Source organism: Vibrio sp. (assembly GCF_047973365.1).
Taxonomy (GTDB): domain Bacteria; phylum Pseudomonadota; class Gammaproteobacteria; order Enterobacterales; family Vibrionaceae; genus Vibrio.
Map to the genome: position 1 here is coordinate 1 of NZ_JBKEBW010000136.1, position 6146 is coordinate 6146.

At 43.1% G+C, this 6146-nt stretch carries 5 protein-coding genes and 1 rRNA gene; 4 read left to right on the top strand and 2 right to left on the bottom strand.

Annotated features, from left to right (window positions below):
• Positions 1 to 66: ribosomal RNA gene (locus tag ACK5MF_RS16875) — 16S ribosomal RNA — on the bottom strand; the annotation flags it as partial.
• 465 nt (positions 67 to 531) lie between these two features.
• Entirely contained in the window at positions 532 to 1896 is a 1365-nt protein-coding gene (locus ACK5MF_RS16880; RefSeq protein ID WP_416923729.1) for an amidohydrolase family protein, read from the bottom strand.
• Positions 1897 to 2432: 536 nt separating this feature from the next.
• On the opposite strand from ACK5MF_RS16880, the gene ACK5MF_RS16885 reads away from it, so the two are divergent.
• From ACK5MF_RS16885 to ACK5MF_RS16900, 4 genes are all read left to right on the top strand, one after another.
• On the top strand, positions 2433 to 3434 hold the full coding sequence (locus ACK5MF_RS16885; RefSeq protein WP_416923730.1) for an ABC transporter substrate-binding protein: 1002 nt from the start codon (positions 2433 to 2435) through the stop codon (positions 3432 to 3434).
• A complete protein-coding gene (locus tag ACK5MF_RS16890) occupies positions 3434 to 4276 on the top strand; it encodes an ABC transporter ATP-binding protein (RefSeq protein ID WP_416923731.1) in 843 nt (280 codons plus the stop codon). Before ACK5MF_RS16885 ends, ACK5MF_RS16890 begins: the two co-directional genes overlap by 1 nt.
• 24 nt (positions 4277 to 4300) lie before the next feature.
• Positions 4301 to 5083: an ABC transporter permease gene (locus ACK5MF_RS16895; protein WP_416923732.1), complete on the top strand. Its 783-nt coding sequence runs from the start codon at positions 4301 to 4303 to the stop codon at positions 5081 to 5083.
• A gap of 119 nt (positions 5084 to 5202) precedes the next feature.
• A partial coding sequence (locus ACK5MF_RS16900; RefSeq protein ID WP_416923733.1) for an isopenicillin N synthase family dioxygenase occupies positions 5203 to 6146 on the top strand: 944 nt, incomplete at its 3' end.

The window sequence follows — 6146 nt, forward strand, 5'->3', positions numbered from 1 at the left end:
CTCGACTTGCATGTGTTAGGCCTGCCGCCAGCGTTCAATCTGAGCCATGATCAAACTCTTCAATTTAAGATTTTGTTTGGCTCAATGAATACTGACATTACATAAATGTAATGTTTGAATTGACTGTGCTGAGTCTTGCGACTCAATGGTCACTTCGTATCATTGAAACCTAGTTGATTCTTTAGAATCATCTTCGATTTTCATCAACGAGTGCCCACACAGATTGATAGGTTTAAATTGTTAAAGAGCTTCGTTTTGCGAGCAATTCCTCTCAAAACGGACGGTCATTTTAGCGAGTAAACATTCAGAGTCAACCACTTTTTTAGTTAATTTTCTTTAGCTTAAGAAATTTAACTTTCCGTTATATTTCCCAACATTCTTTTATTCAGAATCACTGGTCAACGGAGGCGCATTATAGGGAGGAAAAATAACTTGGCAAGGAAAAATCAGCCTAAAAACCAATTTTTCAGACTGATTGATTAATAAAGAGACAAATCGAGTTTTATCTAGACGATTTCATCACAAATAAGCTTATTGAGCCTCTAGCATTTGAACTCGTCGGTTTAATTTGGCAATAGAGTGATGCACTTCTTCGACTAAAGTGAGATATTTTGCTTCATCACTATGGCGGTATGCAATCTTACCGTTGACGAAACTTGCTTTAATATAAGAGGGCTCTCCGGCCATTATTGGAGACATTAATAAATCGTGACAGCCAGACAAACGGGGCTGGTTAATATCATATAAGACAATATCAGCCGCATACCCAACATCTATGGTCCCCACACCTTCTAAGCCCAGAATATCTGCCCCACCTCTACTTGCCCAAGTAAGTACTTGTTCTAAAGTTGTGGCTTTAGAACCATGTTGTGCTCGATGAATCAACCAAGTGAGGTTCAATTCTTGAAGCATAGAACCCGATTCAGCCGATGCAGAGCCATCCACGCCAATGGATATTGGCATTCCGGCTTTAGCCATATTAATTACAGGCGCGATACCACTACCTAATCGACAATTAGATGTAGGGCAATGAGCAATCCCTGTCTTCGTTTCTGCAAGTAGCTTGATATCTTGCTCTGTCGCTCTAACCAAATGTGCAAACCAGACATCTTCGCCTAGCCAATCACAGCTTTGTGCGAATTCAACTATGCCCTTGCCATATTTAGCCAACGACTGCTCATTGTCGAAATCTACTTCTAACATATGTGAATGCATACGTAACTTGTGGCTTCTTGCGTATTCAGACAATAAGCGTAAGTCACTCGGCGTTGCTGAATGGGCAATTGTGGTTGGGGCGACCACCAGCTTACGCATGGCGAAATCCCCCTCTTGGTGATAGCGACTACGAGTAGATTCCAAGCGGTTTATCATCAACTCAACGGATTCAGGCTCGACACCTGCTTTCGCTAATCCTTTATGAGTTCCCTTAACTGTCGCACCACCTCGACATAAAACCAGTCGAATTCCCATTTCATCTGCAGCTTGCCAAAACACCTCTTCTAATTCCATCGAAGAATTGGCATGGTAGAGATAATGATGATCGGCACAGGTCGTCGCCCCAGAGCGTAACAGCTCATAGAAGCCAAGCTTTGCCGCTGAATACATGATCTCCGGCGTGATTTGAGGCCAGTAGCGGTAAGGAACATTTGCAAGCCAGTCGCCCAGACCATCATTAATACCAGCAGGTATCCCTTTCAAGATTGACTGCGCAATATGATGATGAGTATTAACAAAACCCGGATAGATAACACAATCACTGGCATCAATAATTTCTTCCCCCTGCTCTGGCAGCAAGTTCTGCCCTAATTCGGCGATAATACCGTTATGAATTCGTATATCTTTACAGTCTTGTTTAGATGAAAAGACACTGTTGGCATTTTTAACTAAGTAGTTCATCAAAGCTTCCTTTTCAGTAAACCGACCTTCCATTCGTCGGTTTATTCGCTTTTGAGCAATGTCCCAGAGTTTGATTACTCTTAACCGCTTCTACTCATTTAACATACACAAAACATTATCTGCTCTGGGCATTAGTTTTTAATGTATACAATGCAAATTGCAGACCATTCCCCTAGCGTCACTGCTTGCAAATGTTGCTCGCTATTCTTGCACCATTATTGAGCTAAGCCTTCTTGCAATGCATTGCAAAGGTGCAATTGCATACAATACTTATCCAATTTCAACTGAATATTGTATACAAAAATACTGTTATTTAATCCTCTACAAAGCCCATCTGTTAACGGTTGGTTAGTGTACAGTTAATAACCAAACGCTCAATTTCAAATTTATGGCATACCGATTGCTCTGTGAGCATAGGAAGTGTGAGTAGAAGCGGTTAGATACCAATAACGGTATCGGGACATTGCTCATAGTTAGCTAAAAGATGCAGTCCACATAAGCTGCACTTTAGAGTGAAAAGGAAGCACGGAGTAACTATGAAAACTATTTCGAAATTCAACAAACTAAGCCTTTCGCTATCTTTGCTACTGACATCAGCAAGTAGCTTTGCTGCAGACAAAGTCACGTTTCAGCTTGACTGGCTTCCAGGCGGCGATAAGGCTCCTGTCTACGTTGGCGTTCAACAAGGATTTTTCGCAGAACAAGATCTAGACGTTACCATCCTTGGTGGTAAAGGTTCGACTGACGCAATTACTAAAATTGCAACAGGCACGGCTGATATCGGTTCCGCAGATATTGTTGCTCTGTTAGTAGCGAAAGCGAATGACAACGTGCCAGTTAAAGCCATCTACTCTCTGTTTAGCAAAGCACCTTACGCATTCTACGTACTGGAAGATTCAGGTATCAATTCAGTGAAAGATGTCTCAGGCAAAACCATAGCGACTTCTCCATTTACTTCAGCGAACGTTTTCCTTCCACTGATGCTAAAGAAAAACGGCATTGAAGAGCAAAGTGTCAAAGTATTGAAAGCCGATCCGGTCGCGCTTAACCCAATGCTGATCACTGGTCAATCTGACGTGATGATTTCTTGGATGACAGACCGTGTTAAAAACGAACAGCAAGCTGCTGAAGCAGGGAAAAAGCTGACGGTATTGCCTTGGTATGACGCAGGCCTAGAGTTCTACTCATCTTCAATTATCGCTAGCGAAAAATTCATGGCTAAAAACCCTGATGTAGTGAAACGCTTTGTCAAAGCTTATGCCAAAGCGGTGGAATACACCTGGGCACACCCTGATGAAAGTGGCGCTGACGTAACAAAAATGGTTCCAGAAGTGGATGCCAAACAAGCTGCTGACACCATTAAGTCGATTCATGGTCTCGTCATGAATGAAGTCTCTCAACGTGACGGTGTTGGTCAGCTCACGCCATCTCGTCTAAGCGAAACATGGAAATGGACAGCAGAGGCGCAAGGTTTAGCTCTCAGTAAACTTGACCCAGAAACAGCAGTTGATCGTCAGTTTTACCAGGGAGTGAACTAATGCAACCATTTGTTTCGTTCAAGCGTATAGGTCATACCTATAACTCTGACAAACATTCGGTTACGGTGCTCAACGATGTCGACTTCAATGTGGAAAAGCATGAGTTCGTCGCCATCGTTGGACCTTCAGGTTGCGGTAAGTCTACCTTGCTGCGACTACTGTCAGGGTTAATCATTCCCACACAGGGTGAAATTTCCGTTTTTGGACACCCGATAACAGGACCACGTGAAGACATCGGTATTGTTTTTCAAAAACCGACATTACTACCGTGGAAAAACATCCTCGATAACATTCTGTTTCCGCTTAAACATAAGTTTAATTATGTCAGCCAGAAAGATCGTCAAAATGCACAAGAACTGTTGAACACTGTGGGTCTTGCGGGTTTTGAAAACAGTATGCCTGACCAACTTTCCGGTGGTATGCAACAACGTGTGGGCATCGCTCGTGCATTACTGCTCAATCCAGATATTTTGATCATGGATGAGCCATTTTCTGCACTCGATGCATTAACACGCGAAGAGATGGGCTTTGAACTGCAAAAGATCTGGATGGAGAAGCCAAAAACGCTTCTGTTCATCACTCACTCGATTTCAGAAGCGGTATTGCTCGCAGATAAGGTACTGGTGATGGGGCCTCGCCCAAGTACGGTGCTGGAAGAGATCAAGATCGGACTGCCTCGGCCACGCAATATCCATACGCTACAAGACGCAAAGTTTGGTACCTACACCAACAAAATTCGTGAATATTTCTATCGTTCAGAAAAGAGCGACTTAGCAAGCAATGAAGAAACGGAAAGTAAGAATAACGACAACGTTGAGCTGATTCGTAAAACCGTCGCTTAACTGCATTTGTCTAAGGGAATAGATATGAAACGATTATTTTCTCAATGGTCACAAAACTGGCTGCCACTGATTGCAATATTAGCGATCATTCCAATTTGGGAAACCATTTGTAAAATTTTCTCTATACCAACATTTATCTTACCAGCGCCTAGCGATATCGCTATCGCTTTCACTCAGGTATCAATGGAACGCTGGCTTGATAACTTATGGGCAACTCTGCGCATTGCGTTGCTTGGCTTTGTCATCTCATTTTTGATTAGCATCCCTCTCGCTATTATGATGGTGAATTCTAAGTTCCTTACCCGTGCGTTATTTCCAATTCTGGTTGTGATTCAATCCACACCAGTGGTTGCCATCGCGCCACTGCTGATTGTGATTTTGGGAACGGGCGATGCGCCTCGTCTGACGATTACTTGTTTAATTACCTTCTTCCCATTAGTGGTTTCAGCCACTACAGGTATGTTGGCTACGCCACCTGAACTAATTGAACTGTCACGTTCACTGAGCGTAAAAAACAGCAAAACCATCTGGCAAATTCGCCTGCCTTACGCCATTCCACATATTTTCAGCGGTGTAAAAGTTGCCATCACGTTAGCCGTTATCGGTTCGGTGATTGCTGAGTTCGTCGCGGCTGAAAAAGGCCTAGGTTACTTGGTTCAGTTCTCAACCTCATATTTCAAAATCCCACAAGCTTTTGCAGCACTGGTATTCCTATCTCTGGTCAGTATGTTGCTGTTCAAAACCGTTAGTTGGGTACAAAAAGGTTACTTTTCTTGGAGCCTGACAGAAGAAGAAAAACAACGTTAATTGCATAACAGTATAAATTAAATACGGAGTAGAAGCGGTCTGTAATACCAAGAATAAGGTTCTTGGCTTATTGCTGGACATTGCTCCAATAACAAGCAAATGCTTAATTGGAGAAAACAATGAGTCAATCATATCTTTTAGACGAACTTAACTTTGAAACAACCATCGGGAGCAAAGGGTTAGAAACCAGTGACACCGTGATCCCTCTGATCAATTTGCGTGACTTTGATCATCGCCGAGAAGAGATCACCGAACAACTTTGGAAAGCTGCAACTGAAGTTGGTTTTTTCCAACTGGTTGAGCACGGTATCACTTTAGCGGATATCGAAAAGTCCTTTAAACTAAGCGAACGGTTCTTTGCACTTGCTATGGAAGAAAAACAGCAGTTTCCTTTAAAAGAAGGGTTAAACGCCGGTTGGGAATTTAAACAGCAAGTTCGTCCTTCGACGGGCACGGCGGATCAAAAAGAATCTTACCAAATTACGCTACCTCACATGGGCGACCTATGGCCAAGCAATAAGTTAGTGGAAGGCTTTGAATCTCACCTGCTTTCATTTGAGCATCAAACATGGCAATTGGGCATGAAGATCTTGTCTTGTTTTGCTGACAAACTGGGCTTTGAGCGCGACTTTTTCACTAAAGCGCATCAAAGAAAGTCGGAAAATTACCTCAGTACGCTGCGCATGCTTCATTACTTGCCAATCAAAAAAGTTCCGCAAACGGGTACTTTCTGGCGTGCAGGCGCACATACCGACTTTGACTGTTTAACCATGGTATTCCAACAAGAAAACCAAGGTGGACTTCAAGTTGCTGCGGGTAAAGATGCGAAAGAAAATCTGGTGTGGAGCACCGTTGAACCTAAAGCGGGTGTGATTACTTGTAATATTGGTGACATGCTGATGCGTTGGAGTGACGACTTGCTCAAATCCACACTACACCGCGTACGTATGCCAACCGCCGAAGAAAACCAAGATTCACGCTACAGTATAGCGTTTTTCTGCCAAGCAAACCGTGACCAAATCATTCAAGGACCAAAGAAGGTTTACCAGCCAATCACAGCGCA

Coding starts and splice junctions, on each gene's coding strand:
- ACK5MF_RS16880 (WP_416923729.1), bottom strand. CDS start 1,896: ATGAACTACTTAGTTAAAAATGCCAACAGTGTCTTTTCATCTAAACAA.
- ACK5MF_RS16885 (WP_416923730.1), top strand. CDS start 2,433: ATGAAAACTATTTCGAAATTCAACAAACTAAGCCTTTCGCTATCTTTG.
- ACK5MF_RS16890 (WP_416923731.1), top strand. CDS start 3,434: ATGCAACCATTTGTTTCGTTCAAGCGTATAGGTCATACCTATAACTCT.
- ACK5MF_RS16895 (WP_416923732.1), top strand. CDS start 4,301: ATGAAACGATTATTTTCTCAATGGTCACAAAACTGGCTGCCACTGATT.